Source organism: Kluyvera sichuanensis, from assembly GCF_014218705.1.
In the GTDB taxonomy this organism is placed as follows: domain Bacteria; phylum Pseudomonadota; class Gammaproteobacteria; order Enterobacterales; family Enterobacteriaceae; genus Kluyvera; species Kluyvera sichuanensis.
In genome coordinates this window covers 26,737-49,551 of sequence record NZ_JABBJF010000032.1, presented here as the reverse complement: position 1 = coordinate 49,551, position 22,815 = coordinate 26,737, and the positions used below count along the sequence as shown (strand labels likewise).

Annotated in this window: 17 protein-coding genes, 1 tRNA gene and 1 pseudogene; 14 read left to right on the top strand and 5 right to left on the bottom strand. The window is 53.8% G+C overall.

Translation table 11 applies throughout. The annotated features are described in order from the left end of the window. The first annotated feature begins 20 nt into the window (after positions 1-20). Positions 21-743, top strand: coding sequence for a class I SAM-dependent methyltransferase (locus tag HII27_RS22855; RefSeq protein ID WP_185669684.1), 723 nt, complete (start codon positions 21-23; stop codon positions 741-743). Here the strand turns inward: HII27_RS22855 and rnhA are convergent. Next, positions 740-1,317 (bottom strand): annotated as a pseudogene (gene rnhA / locus HII27_RS22850) (ribonuclease HI). The gene HII27_RS22855 and the pseudogene rnhA sit on opposite strands and share 4 nt — an antisense overlap. Here rnhA and dnaQ point away from each other — a divergent pair. Together dnaQ and HII27_RS22840 are read left to right on the top strand one after the other, a co-directional pair. After that, positions 1,271-2,002 carry a DNA polymerase III subunit epsilon gene (dnaQ, locus tag HII27_RS22845; RefSeq protein ID WP_223883280.1) on the top strand — a complete coding sequence of 244 codons (732 nt, stop codon included), beginning with the start codon at positions 1,271-1,273 and terminating at the stop codon, positions 2,000-2,002. The pseudogene rnhA and the gene dnaQ sit on opposite strands and share 47 nt — an antisense overlap. 130 nt (positions 2,003-2,132) lie before the next feature. After that, positions 2,133-2,209, top strand: a tRNA-Asp gene (locus HII27_RS22840). 59 nt (positions 2,210-2,268) lie between these two features. On the opposite strand, the gene HII27_RS22835 is transcribed toward HII27_RS22840, so the two are convergent. Then, positions 2,269-3,150, bottom strand: a complete 882-nt coding sequence (locus tag HII27_RS22835; protein WP_185669682.1) for a LysR family transcriptional regulator — start codon at positions 3,148-3,150, stop codon at positions 2,269-2,271. 103 nt (positions 3,151-3,253) lie between these two features. Between HII27_RS22835 and eamB the strand changes: the two genes are divergently transcribed. After that, positions 3,254-3,841, top strand: a complete 588-nt coding sequence (gene eamB / locus HII27_RS22830) for a cysteine/O-acetylserine transporter (RefSeq protein ID WP_185669681.1) — start codon at positions 3,254-3,256, stop codon at positions 3,839-3,841. A 2-nt stretch (positions 3,842-3,843) separates the two neighbouring features. Here the strand turns inward: eamB and HII27_RS22825 are convergent, their stop codons facing one another. Beyond that, positions 3,844-4,617 carry an amidohydrolase gene (locus tag HII27_RS22825; RefSeq protein ID WP_185669680.1) on the bottom strand — a complete coding sequence of 258 codons (774 nt, stop codon included), beginning with the start codon at positions 4,615-4,617 and terminating at the stop codon, positions 3,844-3,846. A 347-nt stretch (positions 4,618-4,964) separates the two neighbouring features. On the opposite strand from HII27_RS22825, the gene HII27_RS22820 reads away from it, so the two are divergent. Genes HII27_RS22820 through HII27_RS22765 form a run of 4 tightly spaced genes read left to right on the top strand, consistent with a single transcriptional unit; the run spans position 4,965 to position 13,410 of the window. After that, positions 4,965-5,285: a hypothetical protein gene (locus tag HII27_RS22820; RefSeq protein WP_185669679.1), complete on the top strand. Its 321-nt coding sequence runs from the start codon at positions 4,965-4,967 to the stop codon at positions 5,283-5,285. Then, positions 5,282-9,925 (top strand): calcium-binding protein, encoded by a 4,644-nt coding sequence (locus HII27_RS27450; protein WP_317983864.1) that lies wholly within the window; start codon positions 5,282-5,284, stop codon positions 9,923-9,925. Before HII27_RS22820 ends, HII27_RS27450 begins: the two co-directional genes overlap by 4 nt. A gap of 57 nt (positions 9,926-9,982) precedes the next feature. After that, the gene (locus HII27_RS22770; RefSeq protein WP_185669678.1) at positions 9,983-12,082 is read left to right on the top strand and encodes a type I secretion system permease/ATPase; all 2,100 of its coding nucleotides are present in this window, start codon (positions 9,983-9,985) and stop codon (positions 12,080-12,082) included. Then, positions 12,079-13,410 carry an HlyD family type I secretion periplasmic adaptor subunit gene (locus HII27_RS22765; protein WP_185669677.1) on the top strand — a complete coding sequence of 444 codons (1,332 nt, stop codon included), beginning with the start codon at positions 12,079-12,081 and terminating at the stop codon, positions 13,408-13,410. The genes HII27_RS22770 and HII27_RS22765 overlap by 4 nt, the downstream gene beginning before the upstream one ends. Positions 13,411-13,464: 54 nt before the next feature. On the opposite strand, the gene fadE is transcribed toward HII27_RS22765, so the two are convergent. Further along, the gene (gene fadE / locus HII27_RS22760) at positions 13,465-15,909 is read right to left on the bottom strand and encodes an acyl-CoA dehydrogenase FadE (RefSeq protein WP_185669676.1); all 2,445 of its coding nucleotides are present in this window, start codon (positions 15,907-15,909) and stop codon (positions 13,465-13,467) included. A gap of 238 nt (positions 15,910-16,147) precedes the next feature. Here fadE and lpcA point away from each other — a divergent pair, with 238 nt between their 5' ends. Continuing rightward, positions 16,148-16,729: a D-sedoheptulose 7-phosphate isomerase gene (lpcA, locus tag HII27_RS22755; RefSeq protein ID WP_035894459.1), complete on the top strand. Its 582-nt coding sequence runs from the start codon at positions 16,148-16,150 to the stop codon at positions 16,727-16,729. 41 nt (positions 16,730-16,770) lie between these two features. Continuing rightward, positions 16,771-17,538, top strand: a complete 768-nt coding sequence (locus tag HII27_RS22750) for a class II glutamine amidotransferase (protein ID WP_185669675.1) — start codon at positions 16,771-16,773, stop codon at positions 17,536-17,538. Here the strand turns inward: HII27_RS22750 and dpaA are convergent. After that, the gene (gene dpaA, locus HII27_RS22745) at positions 17,509-18,249 is read right to left on the bottom strand and encodes a peptidoglycan meso-diaminopimelic acid protein amidase (protein ID WP_185669674.1); all 741 of its coding nucleotides are present in this window, start codon (positions 18,247-18,249) and stop codon (positions 17,509-17,511) included. The two genes, HII27_RS22750 and dpaA, sit on opposite strands and share 30 nt — an antisense overlap. A 560-nt stretch (positions 18,250-18,809) precedes the next feature. Between dpaA and HII27_RS22740 the strand changes: the two genes are divergently transcribed. From HII27_RS22740 to HII27_RS22725, 4 genes are read left to right on the top strand one after another with little or no spacing between them, the layout of a single operon-like run. Next, entirely contained in the window at positions 18,810-20,153 is a 1,344-nt protein-coding gene (locus HII27_RS22740; RefSeq protein WP_185669673.1) for a Na(+)-translocating NADH-quinone reductase subunit A, read from the top strand. 3 nt (positions 20,154-20,156) lie between these two features. Continuing rightward, a complete protein-coding gene (locus HII27_RS22735) occupies positions 20,157-21,395 on the top strand; it encodes an NADH:ubiquinone reductase (Na(+)-transporting) subunit B (RefSeq protein WP_185669693.1) in 1,239 nt (412 codons plus the stop codon). Then, on the top strand, positions 21,388-22,182 hold the full coding sequence (locus tag HII27_RS22730) for a Na(+)-translocating NADH-quinone reductase subunit C (RefSeq protein WP_185669672.1): 795 nt from the start codon (positions 21,388-21,390) through the stop codon (positions 22,180-22,182). Before HII27_RS22735 ends, HII27_RS22730 begins: the two co-directional genes overlap by 8 nt. Beyond that, the gene (locus tag HII27_RS22725; RefSeq protein WP_185669671.1) at positions 22,175-22,813 is read left to right on the top strand and encodes an NADH:ubiquinone reductase (Na(+)-transporting) subunit D; all 639 of its coding nucleotides are present in this window, start codon (positions 22,175-22,177) and stop codon (positions 22,811-22,813) included. The genes HII27_RS22730 and HII27_RS22725 overlap by 8 nt, the downstream gene beginning before the upstream one ends. The last annotated feature ends 2 nt before the right edge of the window (positions 22,814-22,815 follow it).

Sequence of the window (22,815 nt, the reverse complement as noted above, 5' to 3'; positions counted from 1 at the left end):
AACGCGTAGGGAAGGTTGTGATGAAACCGGCAAGGATACCTCAAACAGTCTCAGCGCCTGTCTCGTGGGCGCAAATGCCCTGGGGTGAATATTATCGCGAGGCTATCGATCGTCAACTGAAACCCTGGTTGGGCAAGCTGTACGGTTTTCACCTGCTTAAGGTGGGAAACCTCAGCGCAGAGATCAACACCGAAGCCTGCGCTATCTCTCATCAGGTCAATGTTTCGCTGGAAGGCAACCCGATGCAGGTGAAAGCTGACCCTCTGCATTTGCCGTTTGCGGAGAAATCTGTGGATGCCTGCCTGCTGTCGCACACGCTGCCCTGGTGCAGCGATCCCCATCGCCTGTTGCGTGAAGCTGACCGCGTGCTCATCGATGATGGCTGGTTGATTATTACCAGTTTTAACCCAGTGAGCCTGATGGGGCTGCGTAAACTGGTTCCGGTGCTGCGAAAATCGACGCCCTACAACAGCCGGATGTTTACCCTGATGCGTCAACTGGATTGGCTTGCGCTACTGAATTTTGAAGTGATGCATCAAAGCCGGTTCCAGGTACTTCCCTGGGCAAAGCAGGGCGGGGCGTTGCTTAGCACGCATTTACCTGCGTTGGGGTGCCTGCAGGTGATCGTAGCGCGCAAGCGGACGATTCCGCTTACGCTTAACCCGATGCGGCAGAATAAAGCCAAAAACCGCATTCAGCAGGCCGTAGGCGCGACGCGGCAGTATCGTAAACCGGACGCTTAAGCCTCCGGCTGATATCCAACATCATCGTGCGTGGGTGAGTTGGCTGCCGTGCGCGCCAACTCGTCGCAGCGTTCGTTTTCTGGGTGGCCGGCGTGGCCTTTAACCCACTCCCAGCGAATTTCATGTTTGCCGAGGGCCGTGTCCAGCCGCTTCCAGAGATCGACGTTTTTCACCGGCTTTTTATCCGCCGTTTTCCAGCCGCGTTTTTTCCAGTTGTGGATCCACTGGGTGATGCCCTGGCGAACATACTGGCTGTCGGTGCTCAGCACCACGGTGCATGGCTCTTTCAGCGCTTCAAGCGCCACGATGGCCGCCATCATTTCCATGCGGTTATTGGTGGTCAGACGGTAGCCTTCGCTGAAGGTTTTCTCCCGCTGCTGGTAGCGTAGAATGGCGCCATATCCACCTGGGCCTGGGTTACCGAGGCAAGAGCCATCGGTGAAAATTTCTACCTGTTTAAGCATCTCTGGTAGACTTCCTGTATCTGCAATCAAAGTTAAACGGCAAGTCTGACATAAATGACTGATATGAGCACTGCAATTACACGACAGATCGTTCTGGATACCGAAACCACCGGTATGAACCAGATCGGTGCCCACTATGAAGGCCACAAGATCATCGAGATCGGTGCCGTCGAGGTGATAAACCGTCGTTTAACCGGCAACAACTTCCACGTTTACCTCAAACCCGATCGGCTGGTGGATCCTGAAGCCTTCGGCGTTCACGGTATCGCCGATGAGTTTTTGCTGGATAAACCAACCTTTGCCGACGTGGCCGATGAGTTTATGGACTACATCCGCGGCGCGGAACTGGTCATCCATAACGCCTCGTTCGATATCGGCTTTATGGACTATGAGTTTAGTAAGCTCAACCGCGGTATTCCAAAAACCAATACCTTCTGCAAAGTGACCGATAGCCTGGCGCTGGCGAGGAAGATGTTCCCCGGCAAGCGTAACAGCCTCGATGCGCTCTGCTCACGTTATGAAATAGACAACACCAAGCGTACGCTGCACGGCGCACTGCTCGATGCCCAGATTCTGGCAGACGTCTATCTGACCATGACCGGCGGGCAGACCTCGATTAAATTTGCGATGGAAGGCGAAGCGCAGCAGCAGGTGGGAGATGCCGGTATTCAGCGTATTGTACGTGCGGCAAGTAAGTTACGCGTGGTTTATGCCACTGATGAAGAGCTGGCGAATCATGAATCGCGCCTCGACCTGGTGCAGAAAAAAGGTGGAAGCTGCCTCTGGCGGTCGTAAAACGGCTGTTTTTGCTGGGAAAATAAGCGTGTGGGCGATTTTTGCAGCAAACGATTCAAAACCAGAGAAAAAGCGTTGACGGTTTGCTGGGGAATCCGTAATATTCGCCTCGTTCCCAAGGGAACACAGCGGAGCGGTAGTTCAGTCGGTTAGAATACCTGCCTGTCACGCAGGGGGTCGCGGGTTCGAGTCCCGTCCGTTCCGCCACTTTCAGAAAGCCCGAATCAGCAATGATTCGGGCTTTCGTCGTTTCCAGCCCCTCACTTTTATTTCTCCCCCAGCATTTCCACCATACACTCTATAAACACCTGCATAGCAGGGCTAACGGCTTTTCCGGCATGATGCGCGCAAAGGGCGTTTATCTTCATCGGTGTTGGGCTAAACGGAAGTTCCTGAAGTTCACCGCTTGCCAGTTCGCGCTCGACGGTGAAACGCGGTAGAAACGACACGCCAAGATTCCCCGCCACGCACTGTTTAATGCTCTCAATACTCCACAGCTCAATGGTATTTCCCATGGTGATCGCCCGCTGGCGCAGCGTACTTTCAAAGATCTGCCGAAAAATACATTGAGGCTCGTTAATCACAAAGCTCACCGGAATGTGCTGATCCTGACGAGTGAAGTCGTAGCCATGAAATTCGGGGGATGCCACCAGTACCAGCGGTTGCTCGCCAAAATGGCGCATCGTTAAGGCCCGATCGTTCCCAACCCGATAAAAGACCCCGAGGTCAACCTTATCGTCCAGCAGCGCATCACGAATGACGTAGCAGTTCAGCGATTGCAGCGACAGTTTCACCTGCGGCGCCCGCTGCTTAAAGCGCTGCAGCACCTGCGGCATTTTATAGGCCAGCAGGGTTTCGCCCGTCGCCACGCGCAGTTCACCCGTCGGCTCGGTGTCCTGATGGGCCGCCTGGCGAATAGAGGAGATAACGTTGGTCAGCTCATAAACGTGCGGCAGGATGTTTTTCCCGGCAGTGGTCAGGCACATCCGACGACCAATTTTCTCAAATAGCTGCATCGACAGCTCTTGTTCAAGCTGCTGAATATGAAAGGTAACGGTCGACTGGGTGCAGCAGAGTTTTTGCGACGCGCGGAGAAATGAACCTTCCTCCACCACGGTTTTCAGCGTAATAAAGCGGCGTAAATCCATCGTGACCTCATATATCGATAAATTCGAATTTTTAATTAGAAAACATTCATTTTTTTAAATAATTGGCTTCGGGTACTGTCAGGCAAAACTAAGGAGATAACAAGTGACTTCAACCCTGATAAGTGCCTTTTTTACCTATACCCTGATCACCGCGCTGACCCCCGGACCGAACAATATTCTGGCGCTTAACGCCGTCACTACTCACGGATTCCGCCAGAGTTCGCGCGTGCTGGCAGGAATGGGGGCGGGTTTTTTAGTCATTATGCTGCTGTGCGCGGGGCTGACCTTTTCGCTGGTCAGGCTCGACCCGGCGATGACGCACTGGTTAAGTATTGTTGGTGCGGCATATATCGTCTGGCTCGCCTGGCGTATCGCCATGAGCGCCCCTGGCGGTAGTGATGCCAGCCAGCCACCGGTCAGCTTCTGGGCCGGCTGCGGGCTACAGTTTGTGAATGTGAAAATTATTCTTTACGGCATTACGGCGTTGTCGACCTTTGTGCTGCCCTATACGCGAGAGTGGCACTGGGTTGTGGCCGTGAGTATTTTACTGGCGGCGATCGGGGTATTTGGCAATGTTTGCTGGGCGCTGGCGGGGCATCTTTTTCAGCGGGTATTTCAACGTTATGGCCGCCAGCTTAACTGGATGCTGGCGGCATTATTGATTTACTGCGCGGTGCGAATGTTTGTCTAAAACTATCCCCCAAGCGCGAAGGGATCGGCATCCTGCCAGGCGGGGAACTTCTCGCGATATTCCCGTAGGGCCGAAAGTGAAAGCTCGCCGTCGATACGCGTGGCCTGATGCGGTTCGGCGGTGGCCAGAATCTCACCCTGCGGGGTAATAATCCGGCTGTCACCACGATAGTGATGGCCGTTGCCATCGGTGCCGACGCGGTTGCATCCCACCACATAAGCCTGATTCTCTATCGCCCGCGCCGTCAACAGCGCCTGCCAGTGCAAAGAGCGCGGCGCAGGCCAGTTGGCGACATACAGCGCCAGATCGTAGTCGTTACGGTTACGCGACCACACCGGGAAACGCAGGTCGTAGCACACCAGCGGCAGAATACGCCAGCCACGCCACGTCAACACCACGCGCTTATCGCCAGCAATATAGTGCTGATGCTCATTTGCCATGCGGAACAGATGCCGTTTATCGTAGCGATGCACGCGGCCTTCCGGCTCGACGAGCAGAAAACGGTTTACCGCCCCAACGCCCGTCTGCAGCGCCGCGCTGCCGGCAATCAGTGCATTGGTGCGCACTGCCTGCTCCTGCATCCAGGCCACGACCTCATTTTCCGACAGCGATTGTTCAGCGGCTTCCATCGCAAAGCCAGTGGTAAACATTTCCGGCAGGACTATCACGTCACGCCCGGTAATACCTTCCATCTGCCGGGTAAAGTGGCGAAGGTTTGCGGGGCCGTCCATCCACACAAGTGGCTGTTGTAGCAAAGTGATTTTTAACGCAGGCACGACCATGCTCCTCGTTGAACTGTGTTTTTACACTGTAGCACGGCTGGTGGGGAATGAGAGGATGTCTGATATGAATCATAAGTGAGCTATGTTTAGCTTAAACTTATTTTTAATATATTTTAAACTTATTTTTGCATAGGTTGGGGGATAGTTTTATTTATAATTAAAATCTATTTATCATTCATTGCTATTTTAAAATGTAATAATAGAAATATTTACGAATGCATGGTGAATTAATCCGCTTGGTTGCATTCAATTTTTATATTGGTTTTGTTTGTGTGTGTTTTTTTTATTTTTATAGATTATGAGGTTTTGTGGTATTTTTATCTATCAACAGGGAGGACTGTATGTGGTTGTGGATTACTTTTTTTGTTTTTGTCGTATTACAATTTATTGCACTGCTTTCTTTCGTAAAGGCTAGTAGCGCATTAACATCTGTTGCGATAATTGTTTGTGTGTATTCATCACTTGCTTCAATGCTATTGGCAGTCGCGATTGCAATTATTTTCTTATTCGGTAAGGATAAATCAGGAAACTCATTAACATATGGAAAACAACCTTCTTATTTGAGGTTTCTTGATTTAGTAAAAATCATTATGATTATAATTTCTGCTATATCAATTAATTTATCATTTATTAGTATAGTTCTTTATGGAGAATTAAAATGAGTGATTTAATATCATCTATACACAATGCTAAGGATGTTAAATATTATGGGGAATCATATGGGCGTGATGTTACTGGTGCAGTTGTTGATCTAGTACAAAGCATAGCAGAAATTATTGGTAAATCTAAATTGCCATCGCAATTTGTTTCTGTTGTTAGTGGAAAAGTCGGTGGTGTAGCATCGGTTAGTATTCTTTTCGACAAATATCGTAAAGGCGAAGACACTCTGAGTGATTGGCTCGGTGCTAGTTCTGATATTGCTCTGCTTGTTTCTGGTTACACAGGAAATCCAGTTATTGCTGGTTTAGCAACTGTTTTGGGGGTGGCATCATTCCTTACCTCTGATGTTGGTGTGGGTATGGGGCGAGCACTATTGGGGGCTGTTCAGAAGTATGGCTTGTGTGATCCTGAAGGTAATAGTTGGCTAATTCCTCCAAATAGTTTTCCTAATCTTTTAGCACCAGATATGGCCACCCCTGAAAAAACCACCAGTCCTATCATTCTCGACCTTGATGGTGATGGTATCGAAACCCGTAGTTTACAAGATGGTATTTTCTTCGATCACGATGGCAATCAGTTTGCGGAAAACACGGGTTGGGTTGGAGCTGATGATGGCCTTTTAGTACTGGACCGCAATAACAGTGGCGAAATAGATACTGGTCAAGAATTGTTTGGTAGCAATACGCGACTAAATGATGGTTCGCTGGCGAAAAATGGCTACGCGGCGTTACAGGAACTGGACAGTAATCAGGACGGTATAATTAATCAAGATGACGAGGCCTGGCAGCAACTCCAGGTCTGGCAGGATCGTAATGGTAATGCTTCAGTGGATGAAGGTGAGTTACTTTCTCTTGAAGATGCGGGGATAGCCGCCATTAATACAGGGTACAAAAACTCAAATCTCGTTGACCAACAGGGTAATGCACATAAGCAAACGGGCACGGTTATCATGCGGGATGGTACCATTAATCAATCTGCTGATGTCTGGTTCGCTGCTAATATGGGAAATACCCGATATATCTCCGATGTAGATATTCCTCGTAATATTCGCCAGTTGCCTTATATTCGCGGTTTTGGCAACATGGCAGATCTACATGTTGCAATGAGTGAAAATGCTGAATTACGTGCCTTAATCGAGCGATTTATTGCCGATCCTCTAAGTCCTGATGTTGATTCATTATTACAGGATATTATTTTTACCTGGGCAGGCGTAAATGATATCGCATCCGATAGTCGCGGTGATTATATTGATGCACGCTATCTGGCAGTGCTGGAAGTAGCGACGGGAGATAATTATCAGAACATTAAAAATGGTACTGTTGATCCTCTACGAAATGCAGGCGCTCTCCTGAATAAAGAATACGCTAAGTTTGCCGATTATATTCAGGCTAGTTTGCTGGCACAGACAGTCTACCGTGAAGATCTTTCTCATATTGGTTTGCAAATTAATTCTGAGTCCAACGGTTTTACCTTAAATTTTGAGGCTTTTGAAGTTCATCTTAATACATTAATGAAAACAGATATCGGCCGCTATTTGTCGGTCAGTCATGTCTTTTATGACCAGTTAACGTATATGCCTGCTTTTGCCGATGAGCGCGAACGCCTGGGAATTGCAGGAGATAAGATATTTTCCGGAGGGGACGGCGATGATGTCCTGAGAGACAATTATCTGAGCGGAAATAGAACGAATGATTATTTCTGGGGGGCAGCGGGCAACGATACGTTAGATGGTGGTTACGGCAGTGATACCTATCTGTTCAACGCCGGCGACGGGCAGGATACCATTATTGAAAGTCACAGTTACAGTAATGATATTGACCGGCTAATCCTGGGGGAAGGCCTGTTGGTGGAAAATACGCGGCTGGCACGTACCGGAAGCGATTTATGGATCACCTTCGAGGGTGGTACCGACAGCCTCAGGCTGAAAGACTATTTCTACAGAGAGGGTGCCCGTTACCAGGTGGAAGAGATTGTCTTTGCGGACGGCCCGGTCTGGGACGTGGAGACGGTGAAGGCAATGCTGATTGCAGGGACCGATAACGCGCAGACGCTGTGGGCCTATGAGTCCGGCACGGAGATCCACGCCGGCGGCGGCAATGATGAGGTCTGGGGGAACAAGGGGGCAGATCGCTTATACGGTGACGAAGGAAACGACGGGCTGAGCGCCGGGGATGGCAATGACCTGCTGGCGGGCGGCACGGGAAATGACTGGCTGACGGGGGGCTACGGCAGCGATACCTATAAGTTCAACGCTGGCGATGGTCAGGACACCATTGTTGAAAGCTACAGCAACAGCGCGGACATTGACCGTCTGGTTCTGGGCGATGGTCTGCTGGCGGAAAATACGCGGGTGACGCGCACCGCAAATGATTTATGGATCACCTTCGGTGACGGTACCGACAGCCTCAGGCTGAAAGACTATTTTTACAGAGAGGGTGCCCGTTACCAGGTGGAAGATATTGTCTTTGCGGACGGCACGGTCTGGGACGTGGAAACGGTGAAGGCAATGCTGATTGTCGGAACCGATGATGCGCAGACGCTGTGGGCCTATGAGTCCGGCACGGAGATCCACGCCGGCGGCGGCAATGATGAGGTCTGGGGGAACAAAGGGGCCGACCGTTTATACGGTGATGAAGGAAACGACGGGCTGAGCGCCGGGGACGGCAATGACCTGCTGGCGGGCGGCACGGGAAATGACTGGCTGACGGGGGGCTACGGCAGCGATACCTACCTGTTCAACGCTGGCGATGGTCAGGACACCATTGTTGAAAGCTACAGCAACAGCGACGACATTGACCGTCTGGTTCTGGGCGATGGTCTGCTGGTGGAAAATACGCGGGTGACGCGCACCGCAAATGATTTATGGCTCACCTTTGGCGACGGTACCGACAGCCTCAGGCTGAAAGACTATTTCTACAGAGAGGGTACCCGCTACCGGGTGGAAGAGATTGTCTTTGCTGACGGCACGGTCTGGGACGTGGAAACGGTGAAGGCAATGCTGATTGCAGGGACCGATAACGCGCAGACGCTGTGGGCCTATGAGTCCGGCACGGAGATCCACGCCGGCGGCGGCAATGATGAGGTCTGGGGGAACAAGGGGGCAGATCGCTTATACGGTGACGAAGGAAACGACGGGCTGAGCGCCGGGGATGGCAATGACCTGCTGGCGGGCGGCACGGGGAATGACTGGCTGACGGGGGGCTACGGCAGCGATACCTATCAGTTCAACGCTGGCGATGGTCAGGACACCATTGTTGAAAGCTATAGCAACAGCGCGGACATTGACCGTCTGGTTCTGGGCGATGGTCTGCTGGCGGAAAATACGCGTCTGACGCGCACCGCAAATGATTTATGGCTCACCTTCGGTGACGGTACCGACAGCCTCAGGCTGAAAGACTATTTCTACAGAGAGGGAACCCGCTACCAGGTGGAAGAGATTGTCTTTGCGGACGGCACGGTCTGGGACGTGGAAACGGTGAAGGCAATGCTGATTGCAGGGACCGATGACGCGCAGACACTGTGGGCCTATGAGTCCGGCACGGAGATCCACGCCGGCGGCGGCAATGATGAGGTCTGGGGGAATAAGGGGGCAGACCGCTTATACGGTGACGAAGGAAACGACGGGCTGAGCGCCGGGGATGGCAATGACCTGCTGGCGGGCGGCACGGGAAATGACTGGCTGACGGGGGGCTACGGCAGCGATACCTACCTGTTCAACGCTGGCGATGGCCAGGACACCATTGTTGAAAGCTACAGCAACAGCGCGGACATTGACCGTATGGTTCTGGGCGATGGTCTGCTGGCGGAAAATACGCGTCTGACGCGCACCGCAAATGATTTATGGCTCACCTTCGGTGACGGTACCGACAGCCTCAGGCTGAAAGACTATTTTTACAGAGAGGGTACCCGCTACCGGGTGGAAGAGATTGTCTTTGCGGACGGCACGGTCTGGGATGTCGAAACGGTGAAGGCAATGCTGATTGCAGGGACCGATAACGCGCAGACGCTGTGGACCTATGAGTCCGGCACGGAGATCCACGCCGGCGGCGGCAATGATGAGGTCTGGGGGAACAAAGGGGCAGATCGCTTATACGGTGACGAAGGAAATGACGGGCTGAGCGCCGGGGACGGCAATGACCTGCTGGCGGGCGGCACGGGAAATGACTGGCTGACGGGCGGCTACGGTAGCGACACCTATCTGTTCAACGCTGGCGACGGTCAGGACACGATTGTTGAAAGTTACAGCAGCAGTAGCGACAGCGACACACTTCGTTTTGGCGCAGCAATACAAGCAGACCGCGCCATCATCCAGCGGAGTGGAAACGATTTGCTGATCGGATTTTCCGGAAGCGACGATCGCGTCACGATCAAAAGTTATTTCTCCTCATCAAGATTCCGTGTCGAACATATCACCTTTGCCGACGGCACTGATTGGCAGCCAGAGGATATTCTTAACCACCTTGAAGATGGTATCCAGCTTCCGTTAGCGGCACCCGCTGAGGCGCCAGTATCAATTCAGCAAATGCGTGAACTGATGGCGACCTTCTCTGGGGGAGATGAGGGCAGTGAAGATAGCGTTGGTGATGCAACGCCGGTGTTGAGTACCTCTCGCACGACGGTGCGTTCGCTAATGTGTGCATAATCGGAATTGCCCGCATGTGCGGGCAATAGTTTTCTCACTGGGATGTGAATTATTGTTATGGCTGTTACCCATCAGGATGTATGGCGTGGTTTTGCAACAATTGCTCGCTATTATGGTATCGCGGTTAATATTCCTGCCCTGCAGGAGCAGTTTGCCACCGATGAACTTCATGAAATTTCCGTCCAGTTTGTGCGGGCCGTTCGCCAGACGGGGCTAAAATGCCGCCATTTCCGACGGTTTCAGGTAAAAGGGAAAATCGTCTTACCCGCCCTGGTTGAACTGCCCGATATCGGCCATGTGATACTACTGGCTGTGCGAGGAGACGAGTGGCTTATTCAACGAGATGGCGCTTCCCCCGAATCATTTATCCCTGAGCCAAACGTCCGATATTCAGGATTTCTGTTTGCCCGCCGTTTTTCGCTGGAACGACTGAGTTCAGAGTTTAATTTACGTTGGTTTGCGGACGCTTTCTGGCGCTATAAAAAACTGATAGGCGAAGTTCTGCTGGCCTCTTTTTTTATTCAGTTGCTTGCATTAGTGACCCCGCTGTTTTTCCAGGTGGTGGTCGATAAAGTATTGACCCACCAAAGTTTAACCACCCTGGATGTCTTAGCGCTTGGTATGCTCTTTGTTTCGCTATTTGATGTCATTCTTGATGGGCTGCGTTCTTACCAATTGGCCCATACCTCGCAGCGTATTGACGCCACGCTCAGCTCGCTACTCTATCGCCACCTACTGGCGCTACCTCTGAACTGGTTTTTACAGCGCCAGACCGGCGTTATCGTGGCCCGCGTCCACGAATTGAAAACGGTACGTGAATTTCTGACCGGTAGCGCCATGACGCTATGTCTGGACCTTTTGTTTACGCTGGTTTTTTTTTCGGTCATGGCGTTTTACAGCTTGCCGTTAACGCTTATCGTTATTACCTCGCTGATCCCTTACATCCTCCTCTCCGCCTTTATCACCCCGGTTCTGCGTAAACGGCTGGATGAGCAATTCAAACAAGGGGCCAGAAATCAGGCTTTCCTGGTTGAGAGTCTAACGGGGATGGAGTCCGTTAAGGCGCTGGCGGTTGAAAACCTGATGACCCGGCGCTGGGACGAACAGATTGCCACCTTTGTGACGAGTTGTTTTAAAACCCAAAATCTCGGCAATATCACCAACCAAATTTCACGCTTTGTCAGCAAAATAACGAGTATTGCGATCCTCTGGTATGGGGCGCAGCAGGTTATTGAATCGGAGCTAACCGTTGGAGCGCTGATTGCCTTTAATATGTTCTCCGGGCAGGTGACGGGCCCTGTTCTTCGCCTGGTGCAGCTGTGGCAGGATTTTCAACAGGTCTCCATTTCCGTCAAAAGGCTGGGAGATATCCTCAATGTTCCCACCGAGCATCAGGAAAATAGTACCTCTCTGGCGGAGATTAAAGGGGCGGTGAAATTAGCCAACGTCTCTTTCGCCTGGCAGCCAGGCGATGCCCCGGTGATTGATAGCGTGACGTTATCCGTTCGGCCCGGAGAAATTATTGGCATTGCCGGGCGTTCGGGGTCAGGAAAGAGTACGTTGACGCGCTTAATTCAACGGCTATGCACGCCGGGGGCGGGCCAGCTTTTTATTGATGGGATTGATATTGCTCAGGCCGATCCACACTGGCTTCGTCGGCAGATTGGCGTGGTTCTCCAGGAAACGCAGCTCTTTAGCGGCTCGATTCGCGACAATATCGCGCTGGCCATGCCAGAAGCGCCGCTTGAAGAGGTGATGAAGGCGGCGATGCTGGCTGGGGCGCATGATTTTATCAGTGAATTCCCGCTAGGCTACGACACCCCGGTGGGCGAAGCCGGTAGCCGTCTGTCCGGGGGGCAAAAACAACGCCTCGGCATCGCCAGGGCGCTGATGTCCAATCCGCGGATCCTGATTTTTGATGAGGCAACCAGCGCGCTGGATTACGAATCTGAACATATTATTCAACGCAATATGGCGGAAATATGCCACAGCAGAACGGTCTTTATTATTGCCCACCGTCTCTCCGCCTTACGCCCGGCCGACCGCATTATCGTGATGGAAAAAGGGAAAATAGCCGAGCAGGGCACCCATCAGCATTTACTGTCATCGAAAGGACTCTATGCCCGGCTGCATGAGCTGCAGGAGGCTGCGGTATGAATACGCAAAAGTATCGTGAATTCCTGCCTGCGATTCTGGAAATTCAGGAGACGCCGCCGTCGCCCGTTGGCCGTATTATTTTGTGGGTCATTATGGCGCTGCTGGTGGTCGCCATTGTATGGGCCGCCTGCAGCAATATCGATATTGTCGCCGTCACCAGGGGAAAGGTGGTGGTCAGCGAATTATCCCGCCCCGTGAGCAGCGCCGTTTTGGCCGAAATTGAAAGCGTCCTTGTGCATGATGGTATGCACGTGGAGAAAGGGCAGGTCCTCATTCGCTTAAATAGCCACGCGCTGGATGCCCGAATGGGTGAAGTGACTTTGCGCCAGAAGATTAACCGCTTTCACATTGCCCGCTTAACGCTGCTGCGTGAACACCTTCAGGAGCATAACGCCGCAACAACGCTCCCGAAGACACTGTTTCAAGAGGATATGCTGTTAGCGCAGCAGCTTTCCGCTCGCCTTGCCGTTGAGATTGAAAACGATCGCCAGGAGAAGGCCGTGCTGCGAGACAGAATGGCAGTGCTCAAAGCGCAGAAAAAAAGCTACCAAACGCAGAAATCTCAGTCTGAACGGCTTTTACCTATCTATCGGGAGCAGTACAACGCGCTGGTTACGCTGCATCAAAAACAGCTTACCAGCCGGGATAGCATGCTGGAGATGCAAAAGCAGTTTACCCAGGCACGCTACGATCTGGAGAGCGCTACCGCCAAACTGGTTGAGATGGATGTTAGCTATCAACAGGCGGAAACCGAATATCGCGCCAGCGTGGTGGCGAAAGTGCAGCAGGCGGAGCAGGATCTTTCTGATAAGCAGCATGAAAACCGAGTACTGGAAAAACAGCAACAGGACCTCGAAGCGCAAATAGCTCAGTATACGCTGCGAGCGCCGGTGGCTGGCGTTGTTGATGCGCTGATGTTCCGCGACGCCGGTGCGGCGGTGGATGCACCGCAGGAGCTACTGCGTATCGTGCCCGACAATGAAACGCTGCGCGCCGAGGTGGCCGTCAGCAACAGCGATGTCGGTTTTCTGCACCGCGGCCAGTCGGTGACGGTCAAAATAGATACGTTTGATTTTACTCGTTATGGCTGGGTGTCCGGGCGTCTTAATCGAATATCGGCAGATGCGACGGAAGATAAAGATCTCGGGTTAATTTATAAGGCGATTATCGATCTGGATAAAAATTCCCTGCCCGTGGATGGCAAGACGATCATGCTGGAACCGGGAATGCAGGTAACGGCGGAAATCACCACCGGGAAGCGGACGCTGCTGAGCTATTTGCTGAGCCCCGTTACCGAGGCGCTTGATGGGGTGGGGAAACAGCGCTAATAAAAAAGCCGGATACGTGGAAGGTATCCGGCTTTAAGCTCAGTGATGCGAACGTTACGCGGCTTCAACCTTGCGCACGTTGTCCGGCAGCTTTACCGGCTTCGTCGCCAGCTCGTCCGGAGCAAAGTCGTCAACGTTGATGCTACGCAGTCGGCTAACTTCTGCTTTGGTCAGAATGGCCGCTTCTTCCTGGTCAATCAAACCTTTAGCCAGCGCGTTACGTGCCAGTTCATCCAGGCGGGTAAACGGCAGGTTCTTGCCAATTTCTTTGCAAATACGCTGGTGGATAGGGTCGGCTGCCATAACATCAACCAGCGCTTCTTCCAGCAGGCCAACCGGGTTGTGTTCGCTCGGGGTCAGATACTGACCGCGGCCGATACGGGAACGGGTGGCGCTCGGCGTCTGCAGAATTTTTGCGACGCTGTGGTCCAGCTTATCGGACGGCGCGTTGTAATGACGGCCGGTCGGGAAGATAACCACGCGCATTGCCCCTGCGACAAAGCGGTTTGGGAAGTTCTTCAGCAGGTCGTCAATCGCCTGTTCTGCCTGATGCAGCGCATCCTGAACGCCCCAGTGCACCAGCGGTAAATCTGCTTCATTACGCCCTTCATCGTCATAGCGCTTCAGGACGGAAGAGGCGAGGTACAGCTGGCTCAGCACATCACCCAGACGGGCGGAGATGCGTTCACGACGTTTCAGGCTACCGCCCAGTACCGCCATCGACACATCCGACAGCAGGGCCAGGTTGGCGCTCAAACGGTTCAGATGCTGATAGTAGCGTTTGGTAGCATCGCGGGTTGGGGTCGGGCTGGTTAAGCCACGGGTGATACCCAACCAGAAGCTGCGCACTTTGTTGCTACCGACATGGCCGATGTGTTTAAACAGCAGCTTATCGAACGCGTTGGCATCTTTGTTCTGCGCCGCCGCCATCTCTTCCAGTACGTACGGATGGCAACGAATAGCGCCCTGACCGAAGATCATCATGCTGCGGGTCAGAATGTTCGCGCCTTCAACGGTGATAGCGATTGGTGCACCCTGGTAAGCTCGCGCCAGGAAGTTACCTTCGCCAAGCATAATGCCTTTCCCGCCGGCAATATCCATGGCGTCAACGATGGACTGCTGGCCGCGGTGGGTACAGTGGTACTTCACGATAGCCGACAGTACCGCCGGTTTTTCACCGAGCATAATGCCGTAGGTAATCAACGTAGCCGCTGCATCCATCACGTAGGCGTTGCCTGCGATGCGCGCCAGTGGCTCTTCAATCCCTTCCATTTTACCGATCGACACTTTGAACTGGCGGCGAATGTGCGCATAGGCACCGGTTGCCAGCGCCACGGATTTCACGCCGCCGGTCGAGTTGGACGGCAGGGTAATACCGCGACCAACGGACAGACATTCAACCAGCATACGCCAGCCCTGACCGGCCATTTTCGGCCCGCCAATGATGTAGTCGATTGGCACGAAGATATCCTGACCGCGCGTCGGGCCGTTCTGGAACGGAACGTTCAGCGGGAAGTGACGACGACCAATCTCAACGCCCGGGGTGTTGGTTGGGATCAGCGCACAGGTGATGCCTAAATCTTCCGCACCGCCCAGCAGTTTGTCAGGGTCAGACAGCTTGAAGGCCAGGCCCAGTACGGTCGCAATCGGTGCGAGGGTGATGTAACGCTTGTTCCAGGTTAAACGCATACCCAGAACCTGTTCGCCCTGCCATTCGCCCATGCAGACGACGCCGGTATCCGGAATCGCACCGGCATCGGAGCCAGCTTCTGGGCTGGTCAGCGCGAAGCATGGGATCTCCTGACCACGCGCCAGGCGCGGCAGGTAATGATCTTTCTGCTCTTCAGTACCGTAGTGCTGCAGCAGTTCGCCCGGCCCTAAGGAGTTCGGTACGCCGACGGTAATCGCCAGAATGCCGGAAACGCCGGAGAGCTTTTGCAGTACGCGAGCCTGGGCATAAGCAGAGAACTCCAGACCGCCGTACTCTTTCTTAATGATCATCGCGAAGAAGCGGTGCTCTTTCAGGTAGGCCCACAGCTCTGGCGGCAGGTCAGCCATCTCGTGGGTGATAGCAAAGTCGTTAGCCATGCGGCACGCTTCTTCAACCGGGCCATCAATAAACGCCTGCTCTTCGGCGGTCAGCTGTGGACGCGGGTAGTTGTGCAGCTTTTTCCAGTCCGGGTTGCCGCGGAAAAGGTCGCCTTCCCACCAGGTGGTACCGGCATCAATCGCTTCTTTCTCAGTGCGCGACATCGGCGGCATCACTTTGCTGAACATGCGGAACACCGGCGTTGAGATCAGCGCTTTACGCATCGGCGTAAAGTTGAACGGCACCAGAATGATGGCCAGTGGCACCAGCAGCCACAGGTTCCACAGGCCAATCGCGCCGAGAGCGGCGGTCCAGGCCAGCAGAATCACGCTGCCGAGCGTCAAACTAATACGGTGATAGAAGAGTGCACCGAGTACGGCAATGGTTAAAACAATACTCAAAATCATCATAGAGAAATGCCCCTGTCTTGTAGGAGGTCTGACCACTTGTGATGTTATGGTTGTAGTTGAAGCGTTTTTATTTAGCAATGTATTTACAAAATAATTACAACCTCGCTCACATTGTTGCTGCTTTTTAGCGCACTAAAAATCCAAACATCGGGTGAATAGATTCGTGCTTGCTTCTCTGCACTGGCGCTATCCGGTACACTAGCGATGACAATTTTATTAATGCTGAAGGATTATCCTCATGTACCAGGATCTTATTCGTAACGAACTGAATGAAGCGGCCGATACGCTGGCAAACTTCCTTAAAGATGAAGCCAACATCCACGCCATTCAGCGCGCAGCAGTCCTGCTGGCAGACAGCTTCAAAGCCGGTGGCAAAGTGCTCTCCTGCGGTAACGGTGGTTCTCATTGCGATGCGATGCACTTCGCGGAAGAGTTAACCGGCCGCTACCGTGAAAACCGTCCGGGCTACCCGGCGATTGCGATTTCCGACGTCAGCCACCTTTCCTGCGTGAGTAATGATTTCGGTTATGAATATGTGTTCTCTCGCTACGTTGAATCCGTCGGTCGTGCGGGCGATGTGCTGCTGGGGATCTCCACTTCTGGCAACTCTGCAAACGTGATTAAAGCTATTGAAGCGGCGCGTGCGCAGGGGATGAAAGTGATCACGCTGACCGGCAAAGACGGCGGCAAAATGGCTGGCTCTGCGGACATCGAAATCCGCGTACCGCACTTTGGCTACGCCGACCGTGTTCAGGAAATTCACATTAAAGTGATTCACATCCTGATCATGCTGATCGAAAAAGAGATGGTTAAAGCTTAAGATTTTCGGGGCTCCGGCCCCGATAGCTGTGGGGGTGTGATATGTGCGAACTGCTCGGGATGAGCGCCAATGTGCCAACCGATATTTGCTTTAGTTTTACCGGGCTAGTCCAGCGCGGTGGGGGCACCGGGCCGCATAAAGACGGCTGGGGAATTACCTTCTACGAAGGCAAAGGCTGTCGCACGTTCAAAGATCCGCAGCCCAGCTACCAATCTCCCATCGCCAAACTGGTGCAGGACTATCCTATTAAGTCCTGCTCCGTCATTGCGCATATTCGCCAGGCGAATCGCGGAATGGTGGCGCTGGAAAATACCCACCCGTTTACCCGCGAACTCTGGGGACGCAACTGGACCTACGCCCATAACGGGCAGCTCACCGGCTATAAATCGCTGGAAACGGGGCAGTTCCGCCCGGTCGGTGAAACCGACAGCGAAAAAGCCTTCTGCTGGTTGCTGCATAAGCTCACCGAGCGCTATCCGCGCACGCCGGGCAACATGCAGGCGGTCTTTAAATACATTGCTTCGCTAGCGGATGAGCTGCGTGAGAAGGGTGTGTTTAACATGCTGCTGTCGGATGGTCGCTACGTGATGGCGTTCTGCTCAACCAACCTGTACTGGATCACCCGCCGTGCGCCGTTTGGCGTGGCGAAGCTTCTGGATAGGGACGTGGAAATCGATTTTCAGCAGGAGACCACCGCCAACGATGTGGTTACCGTGATAGCAACCCAACCGCTGACGGGGAATGAAACCTGGCACAAGGTGATGCCAGGTGAATGGCGCTTATTTTGTCTCGGGGAGCGTATAGTTTGACGCCAGCTGCGGCTGGACCACTTCGTGGCTCAGCGGCTTGCTCACGACATAACGCCCATCAACCACGGACACCATCGGCGGCTTATGCGTCTGCTGGAAGTAGTCATAGCCCGGCTTAAGCTGCTGCCAGAAGTCGTTGAAGTACGAATATTTGTGGCGCTGCATGTTGGCATCTGTCATGCGGAACGGATAGATGCTGACTTCAACGCTCGACTGACCGAAGACTAACGCGGCGGTCACGAACTGGAAGATCTCATCAATACCGGAATCGGTCATGGCGTAGCAGCCAATTGAGACACAGGCACCGTGAATCATCAGATATTTCCCTTCATAACCGTGAGCGCGGTCATAGGCGTTCGGGAAACCAATATTAATCGCTTTGTAGAAACGGCTATCCGGCTTCAGCTGGCTACGTTGCACCGAGTAAAAGCCTTCCGGACTTTTGAAATCGCCCTGACGCTGCTTCGGCCCCAGGCCGCCTGAGTAGTTGCAGATCTTATAGCTATCGAGGAGTTGGTAGGTTTCACCCATCTTGACGAAGAGATCGAGCGTGCGCTCCTCTTTGAAAATCTGGATATAGACCGGGGAGCCCATCATTTGCTGCTTATATTCTTTGCTGACAGGCGTCGTTGGCGTATTGCTGCTTAATAACCCAGCAAACGAAACGCACGGCATCAAAAGCATCGCAATAAAAAATGCGATTTTGCGCATACTACTTGTTCCTTGATAAAAGATAACAACATGCCAGGAAGGCAATCAGGAGAAAAAAGCAGACAAATCTGTTTTTTGTGCGCTCACCTTAGCACCACCGCATTTTTTCGCAAGAGGGGCGGCGGGCGTTTACCATTTCGTAATGCAATCCCGCCTGAACCCGGTGCGTTGTGCTGTTTCTCTGCCTGACGACATCAGCTACAAAGAGTGTAGGATAAGCCGATGATTCACTAGCTATCTTTGTCTGAATCGCGCTCACTTTGCGTATCGGCTCGCAATTTAGCGGCTTCAAAAGCGGAACTGCTGCATCAGTGAAAGAGAAAATGGTAAACTTTCGTTACTGAATCATTTGAGATGGAATTGAATGGTTAGGATCTCATTTGAATGGTGAATGTATTTAACTCTCAGAACAGCGTAAGAAAGGATGCTTCAATCTCACATATGCCCAATCACGGATGGTCATTGGGTTTCGGGTTTTACTCCTTTCTTTTGTTTCGTTAACCAAAACGCTGGCTTCAGCCTCGATCTGACGTCGTCGTTAACGGATACCTGCGAACAGTATGATTAAAATAACCAAAGGCCTCGATCTGCCTATAGCTGGCCTGCCCGACGGGCAACGCATTGATGATGTGACGGTCACGCGTGTTGCGGTGAAAGGTGAAGAATATATTGGGCTTCGCCCGTCGATGGCGGTCCAGGAGGGCGACAGAGTCGCCAAAGGGCAACTGCTTTTCGAAGATAAAAAGATCCCCGGCGTGCGTTTTACCGCCCCGGCCAGCGGTATCGTCAGCGCCATCCATCGCGGTGAGCGTCGGGTGCTGCAATCGGTGGTAATTGATATCGACGGCGATGATGCCGTGACGTTTAACGCCTACGCGCTCGATGAGCTGGCGACGCTGCCGCGTGAAGCGGTTGCCGCACAGCTGATTGAATCCGGCCTGTGGACCGCGATGCGCACCCGTCCTTTTAGCAAGACGCCTGCGCCGGGCACCGAGCCTGCGGCTATTTTTGTTACCGCCATGGACACCAATCCGCTGGCAGCCGACCCGCAGCCGATTATTCTCGCCCAGCGCGATGCCTTTAACGCCGGGCTGACCGTCCTGACGCGCCTGACCGACGGCAAAGTTCACGTCTGCCAGGGCAGCGGCGGCAAGCTGGGCGGGCATCCACAGGGGCAAGTGACCTTTAACCAGTTCTCCGGCCCGCATCCAGCGGGGCTAGTGGGTACTCACATTCACTTCCTTGAGCCAGTGGGCCTGAGCAAGCAGGTGTGGCACCTGAATTACCAGGATGTTATCGCTTACGGCAAGCTGTTCCTCGACGGTGTGCTTTGGACTGAACGCATTATTGCGCTCGGCGGCCCGCAGGTGAAACAGCCACGTCTGCTGCGCACCTGTATCGGCGCGGATCTTGACGCCATGCTGGCTGGGGAACTCCACGACGGCGAAAACCGCGTTCTCTCCGGCTCCGTGCTGAACGGCACGCAGGCCGTTGGGCCGCACGCCTTCCTGGGGCGTTTCCACCTGCAGGTCAGCGTACTGAAAGAAGGGCGTGACAAAGAGCTGCTGGGCTGGGTTGCGCCGGGGCGGGATAAGTTCTCTATCACCCGCACCACGCTGGGCCACTTCCTCAAGAAAAAGCTGTTCAACCTCTCCACCGATACGCACGGCGGCGAACGCGCAATGGTCCCGATCGGCAGCTACGAGCGGGTCATGCCGCTGGATATCCTGCCAACCGTCCTGCTGCGTGACCTGCTGGCGGGCGATACCGACAGCGCACAGGCGCTCGGCTGTCTGGAGCTTGATGAAGAAGACCTGGCGCTGTGCACCTACGTTTGCCCAGGAAAATACGAATACGGGCCGGTATTACGCCGCGTATTAACGCAAATTGAGCAGGAAGGCTAAGTGATGGGCTTAAAACAGCTATTAGAAAAAGTTGAGCCGCACTTCACGCAGGGCGGCAAGCTGGAAAAGTACTACCCGCTGTATGAAGCAACGGCAACGCTGCTCTACACGCCCGGTCATGTGACGAAGGGCGCGGCGCACGTTCGTGATGCTATCGACCTGAAACGTATGATGATCCTCGTCTGGTTCGCGGTATTCCCGGCGATGTTCTGGGGGATGTACAACGTCGGTCTGCAGACCATTCCGGCGCTGCACAAGCTCTACGGTGCGGAACAACTCCAGCAGGTGATCGCCAGCAACTGGCACTACAGCGTGGCGCAGGCACTGGGCGTGAGCTTCGCCCCGGACGCAGGCTGGCTCAGCATGATGATGCTCGGCGCGGTGTTCTTCGTACCTATCTACGCCGTCGTCTTTCTGGTGGGCGGCTTCTGGGAGGTGTTGTTTGCCATCGTGCGTAAGCACGAGGTCAATGAAGGCTTCTTCGTCACCTCGATTCTGTTCGCGTTGATTGTTCCGCCAACCATGCCGCTGTGGCAGGCGGCGCTGGGGATCTCGTTTGGTGTCGTCATCGCCAAAGAGATATTCGGCGGTACCGGGCGCAACTTCCTTAACCCGGCGCTGGCCGGCCGCGCCTTCCTGTTCTTTGCCTATCCGGCGCAAATCTCCGGTGATTTAGTCTGGACGGCGGCCGACGGTTTCTCCGGCGCCACGCCGCTCTCCCAGTGGGCGAGCCACGGCGGTGAGTCGCTGGTTAACGTCGTTACCGGTCAGCCGGTGAGCTGGATGGATGCCTTCATCGGCAATATCCCGGGTTCTATTGGCGAAGTCTCAACGCTGATGATTCTGCTCGGCGGAGCGCTGATTATCTTTGGTCGCGTCGCCTCCTGGCGTATCGTCGCCGGGGTCATGCTCGGCATGATGGCCTGCGCCACGCTGTTTAACCTGATTGGCTCCGACACCAACCCAATGTTCGCCATGCCGTGGTACTGGCATCTGGTGCTGGGCGGTTTTGCCTTCGGCATGATGTTTATGGCAACCGACCCGGTTTCCGCCTCGTTTACCGATAAAGGCAAATGGTGCTACGGCGCGCTGATTGGCGTGATGTGTGTGTTAATCCGCGTGGTTAACCCAGCTTATCCGGAAGGGATGATGCTGGCGATCCTGTTCGCCAACCTCTTTGCGCCGCTGTTTGATTACCTGGTGGTGCAGGCCAATATTAAGCGGAGGAAGTCGCGTGGCTGAAAACAAAAGTAACGATAGCATCGGCAAAACGCTGCTGGTGGTGCTGGTGCTTTGCCTGGTCTGCTCCATCGTGGTGGCGGGCTCCGCCGTTGGGCTTAAGCCTCTTCAGCAGGAGCAGCGCGCGCTGGATAAGCAGCGCAATATCCTGGCGGTTGCCGGGCTGATGCACGACAAAATGTCCGCCGATGAGGTCGCCGAGATTTACGCGGCCCGCGTTGTACCGCGTCTGGTGGATTTAAAAAGCGGCGAAATTCTCGACAAAGACCCGGCGAAGTTTAACCAAAGCCAGGCGCTGAAAGACCCCGCGCAAAGCGTCGCGCTGGCCTCTGGCGAAGACCCGGCGGGAATTCGCCGTCGCAGCAACGTCGTGGAAATCTACCTGATTAAAGATGAGCAGCAGAAGTTGCAGGAGATAGTCCTGCCGGTGTACGGCAACGGCCTGTGGTCGATGATGTACGCCTTTGTCGCGCTGGATACTGACGGGCGTACCATCCGCGGCATTACCTACTACGACCAGGGGGAAACCCCAGGCCTCGGCGGTGAAATTGAAAATCCAAACTGGCGTGCGCAGTTTGTGGGTAAACGGGTGGTGGACGATAGCGGCAAACCGGCGCTGCGCGTGGTGAAAGGCGCAGCACCGCAGGGTGACCTCTATGCCGTTGACGGCCTGTCCGGCGCAACGCTTACTGCTAACGGGGTGCAGCACAGCTTTGATTTCTGGATGGGTGAAATGGGCTTTGGCCCGTTCCTGAAACAGGTGCGTGAAGGAGGGCTGAACCATGGCTGAGCAGGGTGATATGAAAGAGATGAAGCGGGTACTCGTTGGCCCGCTTATCGCCAATAACCCAATTGCGCTGCAGGTGCTTGGCGTCTGTTCAGCGCTGGCGGTCACCACTAAGCTGGAGACGGCCTTTGTGATGACCATCGCGGTGACGTTGGTCACGGCGTTCTCAAGCATGTTTATCTCGATGATTCGCCATCACATTCCGAATAGCGTGCGTATTATCGTACAGATGGCGATTATCGCCTCGCTGGTTATCGTCGTCGATCAGCTACTGCGCGCGTTTGCGTTCGAGACCTCCAAACAGCTCTCGGTGTTCGTCGGCCTTATCATCACGAACTGTATCGTGATGGGGCGTGCTGAAGCTTACGCCATGAAGTCTCCGCCATTGGCGAGCTTTATGGACGGTATCGGCAACGGTCTGGGCTACGGCGCTATTCTGCTGATTGTCGGCTTCCTGCGTGAGCTTATCGGCAGCGGCAAGCTGTTTGGTATCACGGTGCTGGAAACGGTGCAGAACGGTGGCTGGTACCAGCCTAACGGTCTGTTCCTGCTCGCGCCGAGCGCGTTTTTCATTATCGGTTTGCTGATCTGGGCGCTGCGTAGTTGGAAGCCAGAACAGCAGGAAAAGGAGTAACC